This is a genomic window from Bacillus sp. JJ722 (genome assembly GCF_036963345.1).
GTDB lineage: Bacteria > Bacillota > Bacilli > Bacillales > DSM-1321 > Bacillus_AD.
Genome location: NZ_JBALMO010000162.1, coordinates 1 through 5,106 on the forward strand (window position 1 = coordinate 1; position 5,106 = coordinate 5,106).

Genomic DNA, 5,106 nt, shown 5'->3' on the forward strand with positions numbered 1-5,106 from the left:
GCATTAAATGATGATATATTGAGTATGCTTGAAGAAAAATTAAACTTAGATATACGTTTAAGTGAAGAGCTTCAGCTTACAAACAATATTAAATTAAAGGATCGCGTGTACATTAATATGGCTGAGAAATTTGAATGGCCAGATATGGATCGAGATATTATTGATGAAAATATCTTCTGTTATGGTTTAAGGGATCAAATTGGTATTCTAGTAGATGGGACAGTGGTACCTTGCTGTTTAGATAGTGAAGGAAATATACCGCTAGGAAATATCTTTGAATCATCATTAGAAGACATTATTATGAGTGAAAGAGCTAGAAATATGTATGATGGTTTTTCTAGAAGATGTGCTGTTGAAGAATTGTGTAAAAGATGTGGCTATGCAAAGAGACATAAAAAATAAAAGAAAGCCGATTTATGTGTATCGTAAATCGGCTTGTTTGTTGATAACTTATAGCAATAAATGACATGGTATGTTTAAAAGTATTTTACAATACTAAAAAGAAATAATAAGTAATGCAATATTTTACTTAAATGAATACTTTCAATATAATAATGGATATGAAAGAGTATTGAAAATTAAAGGGGGCGATACATGTGGAATCAGTTAATGAACAAGAAGTATTAAACCAAATGAAAAACGCCGAGAAAAATTATTCAGATGATAAATTTTGGGATAAACTGAAGAAATACGGTAAGAAAGCAGGATCATCAGTTGTTTATGCGGTGTTGTTACTATATTTCACGTTACAAAAACCTGAAGTGCCAGCTAAAACAAAAGCGATTATTATCGGAGCTTTAGGCTACTTCATTATCCCTTTTGATTTAATTCCAGATGTAGCCCTTGGTGTTGGCTTTACAGATGATTTAGGAGCACTAGGTATAGCATTATTACAGGTTGCCATGTACATCGACGATGACATTAAAGAGAAAGCTAAAATTAAACTAGCAGATTGGTTTGGAGATCATGTAGATACATCAGAAATTGACAATAAATTATAATATGAAGAAGTAGCTAATTTCATTTGGCTACTTCTTTTTTATTTTATAATTATTTTTTATTAAGAATAGTAAAAAAGTCGAAGGGATATATAACTATTTATAGTCATTCTTTACTATTTGTAGGTAGCTGAAGTAAAACTAATAACATTAACCATAGTGATATGTTATTATGTTCCCGTATTGGTATAATTTTCACAAGGTCTTTATAGTAAAAAAGCAGGGGGAACCTTCATTGATTTTCAAAAGAGAGAAGCATCAAAAAATCAACATTGATACCATCAACGCAGAATTAATCGTAAGTAAAGAGGGTGATTTTGAAAAGCAAGTAAATATGATAGGGCTTACAGTAGAAGATTTGAAAATGATACATAGTCTTCAGCCATTTGTTAATAAAGAAATACATACAATAGTAGACGATTTTTACAAAAATTTAGAAAATGAACCTTCACTAATAGAAATTATTAATAATAGTAGTTCTATTGATCGTTTAAAAAACACACTTCGACAACATATTACAGAAATGTTTGATGGCGTTGTGAATCAGTCTTACATAAACAAGAGAATCAGTATTGCGCATATTCATGTCAGGATTGGTCTACAAACAAAATGGTATATGTGTGCATTTCAACAATTATTTCTTTCTATCGTAGAGATCATTGAAAGAAATGTCCCTAGAGTACAAACACTCTCATTTGTAAAAGCAGTATCTAAAATAATGAATTTGGAACAGCAATTAGTTTTAGAAGCGTATGATTCTGAAAGTGAAAGAATTAAAAACATTGCCGAAGAACAAAAATGTAAGTTAAGAGAAGATGTAGCAAGTGCATCGCAAAGTTTGGCAGCGATTTCACAACAAACAAGTGCTTCTTTTCAACAATTAAATAGACAATCAAATGAAATTGTTTCATTTGCTAATAGTGGTGCGGACTTAGCAATATTGGCAGAGAAACGAGCTCAAAAAGGAAAAGAACAATTAGGAGATCAAACTATCAATATGTCACAAATAGATGAATCTGTCTATGACATTTCTAACGATATCAAGGTTTTATTACAGATTTTAGGACAAATGCAAAGTATTGTTCAAATGGTAACGGGTATTGCTGATCAAACAAATTTATTATCGTTAAATGCTTCGATTGAAGCTGCTCGTGCTGGAGAACAGGGACGAGGATTTGCAGTTGTAGCTGAGGAAGTTCGGAAACTTTCAGAAGATACGAAGAATTCAGTATCAAATGTCGCAGATTTAATATCTAATACGAATAAGCATGTCTCAAAATTAACAAAGTCATTAGAAAAAATACTTACGGCTGTTAGCAATGGGAATAATAGTATGGAAGAAACAAAAGATCATTTTGAAGATATACTAAAGATGATGAATGAAACGAAGATACAGAATAACAAAATTAAAAAAGAACTTATATCATTTGTTAATGTTGTTAATGAGGTAGGAAAGGCATCAGAACAAGTGGCACTTTCGGCAGATGGTTTAACATTAATCACACAAGATTTAGTTTAAATGATAATAGATTTTTTTGAAAGCGAATGCATAAATTAAGATGCATTCGCTTTTTCGTCTGTATAACGCTTAACTTCTTCCACTATAGACAATCAATATAATTTCTAGTAGTATGTATTTATTGCACCTTTTGGAATAATTAGGTTAATTTACCGAAATTCGTCCGATAATAGGGTGTTTTTCTTTTTTTATTAAGTAGTTTATTACTAAATAGATTAAAGTTTAAAAGAAAATCTATTCATATATCATAAGTAAATAATAGATTTAGGAGTGTCTATTATGAAAATAAAAAAAAATAAGAATGTAAATTACGGAGCAGGAATATTATTGATAATGTTTTTGCTTGCTTTTACAATAGTGGGAGTTAGAATGCTATATATTCAAGTCACGGGAAAAGTGGATGGAAGAGTGCTTGCTACGATGGCTGAAGAGAAGTATACCTCCAAAAGAACCATACCAGCGCAACGAGGAGTAATACTTGATCGTAATGGAAATATACTTGCAAAAGATACAAGATCATATGACATTATTGCTGTTTTGGACAGTGAAATGACTACAAATAAAAAAGAACCATTACACGTAGTTAATCCTAAGCAAACAGCGAAGAAATTAGCGCCGCTTCTTAATATGAAGGTACAAGAAGTGGAACGTATTCTTATGAAAGATAAGAAACAAGTTGAATTTGGTGCAAATGGCCGAAATCTTAATACAGATACAAAAAATAAAATAGAAAAATTAAAACTGCCGGGTATTGCTTTTAAAACAAGCACTAAAAGAACATATCCAAATGGTGATTTTGCATCACATGTAATCGGGTTAACTAAAACGGAGAATGAAGATAATGAGATTGGAATTAGTGGAGTTGAAAAAAGTGAAGATCGATATTTACTTAAGGACGAAGGTTCTGTAACACAACAACAAAGTCGTTATGGTTTTCTATTGCCTGGCAAGAAAGCAAAAATTAATCCTCCTCGGAATGGTGAAGTTATTGAATTAACAATCGATGGCAAAATTCAATACTATTTAGAATCTGCAGTAGAAAAGGTTAATAAGAAAAATAAACCGAAAAAAATGATGGCTGTAGTATCCGATCCTGCGACAGGTCAAATTCTCGCGATGACTTCAAGACCTAGTTTCGACCCCAATTTAAAGAATATTACGTATTTTAACAACGATGTTGTATCGTATGCATTTGAACCCGGTTCAACTATGAAGATATTTACAGTAGCATCAGCTATAGAAGAAGGGGTTTATAAAGATACAGATACGTTTCAATCTGGTTCTTATAAGATTGGAAATGATCCAATAAGAGATCATAATGATGGTAATGGTTGGGGGCGAATTACATTTGAAGAAGGCGTGCAACGTTCTTCAAATGTTGCAATGGCTTTATTAACGAATAAGATGGGTGAAGATACATTCTATAAGTATTTACAAAAATTTGGTCTTGATAAAAAAACCAACATTGATTTGCCTAATGAAGTAGGAAGCCGAATTAACTATAGGGCCAAAAGAGATCAAATATCAACATCATTTGGTCAGGCGTCAGCTTTTACTCCTATTCAACAAGTTCAAGGAGTAAGCGCGATTGCAAACAAAGGAAAAATGATGCAGCCGTATGTAGTAAAGCGTGTTTTTGACTCTTCTTCAGGTAAAGTCATTATGAACAAGAATCCGAGAATAGTGGGAGAACCAATCTCGGAAAAAACGGCAACAAAGACGCTTTCATTACTAGAAAGTGTTGTCTCTTCAAAACACGGTACTGGAAAAATATTTAAGCTAGATCATTATAAAATTGCCGGAAAAACAGGTACAGCACAAATATTTGAAGACGGTGAATATATTAGTGGATCTGGTAATAATATATATTCATTTATGGGATTGGCTCCTGCAAGCGATCCTAAATTAATCATTTATGTTGCTATTCAGCAACCTAGTTTGGTTAATGGTGAAACGGGTGCTTCTTTATTAGCAGAGATTATAAAACCTACGATGGAACAAAGTTTAAAACATTTATCTGTTAAGCCAGACAAACAAAGAAACCTAGCTGAAGTCAAGGATGATATCACTATACAATCATTTATTGGGGATTCCATCACTGATGTTTCTGATAACTCATTATTAGAAGGAATGAAAACATTAGTTTTAGGGGAAGGAGACGAAATTATTAAACAATCTCCATCTGCTGGAAGTAAAGCTCTTCTCTCAGAAACGATTATTTTTAAAACAAATGGTGAAGTAAAAATGCCTGATATTAGGGGCTGGTCGTTAAGAGATGTTTCTCGTTTAGCGTTATTATTAAATATGGAGATAGACTATTCTGGAAAAGGATATGTAGTAAGTCAAAATATAAAACCGGGTAGTAAAGTGGATCAAAGCGATAAATTATATGTAAAACTTGCAGTTTCTGGTTCTTAAAGTTTATAAATGCTTCTTTGAATTAAAAAGTACTATTTTTCATATCATTTTATGGAATTTTAGAATTGATTTGATTAAGAAGGAGGCAATCAATGTTACCAGCACAGCGGAATAAAATAATTATTTTAATGATTAACATGTTTATAGCAATAGGAAGCTTCGGTATTATCA

Annotated in this window: 4 protein-coding genes and 1 pseudogene; all 5 read left to right on the plus strand. The window is 31.8% G+C overall.

Features of this window, described 5'->3' with window-relative positions; genetic code table 11:
* Positions 1-402, plus strand: a 402-nt coding sequence (locus V7014_RS18875) for an SPASM domain-containing protein (protein WP_335509217.1), incomplete at its 5' end; no start/stop codon positions are given.
* Positions 403-632: 230 nt separating this feature from the next.
* On the plus strand, positions 633-1,001 hold the full coding sequence (locus tag V7014_RS18880) for a YkvA family protein (RefSeq protein WP_335509223.1): 369 nt from the start codon (positions 633-635) through the stop codon (positions 999-1,001).
* Between the two features lie 169 nt (positions 1,002-1,170).
* Positions 1,171-1,755, plus strand: a pseudogene (locus V7014_RS27315) (protoglobin domain-containing protein); the annotation flags it as partial.
* Between the two features lie 183 nt (positions 1,756-1,938).
* Positions 1,939-2,517: a methyl-accepting chemotaxis protein gene (locus V7014_RS27320; RefSeq protein ID WP_438824938.1), complete on the plus strand. Its 579-nt coding sequence runs from the start codon at positions 1,939-1,941 to the stop codon at positions 2,515-2,517.
* A 279-nt stretch (positions 2,518-2,796) separates the two neighbouring features.
* Complete coding sequence (locus V7014_RS18890) at positions 2,797-4,935, plus strand: penicillin-binding transpeptidase domain-containing protein (protein WP_335509221.1); 2,139 nt, start codon at positions 2,797-2,799, stop codon at positions 4,933-4,935.
* The last annotated feature ends 171 nt before the right edge of the window (positions 4,936-5,106 follow it).

Coding starts and splice junctions, on each gene's coding strand:
- V7014_RS18890 (WP_335509221.1), top strand. CDS start 2,797: ATGAAAATAAAAAAAAATAAGAATGTAAATTACGGAGCAGGAATATTA.
- V7014_RS18880 (WP_335509223.1), top strand. CDS start 633: ATGAAAAACGCCGAGAAAAATTATTCAGATGATAAATTTTGGGATAAA.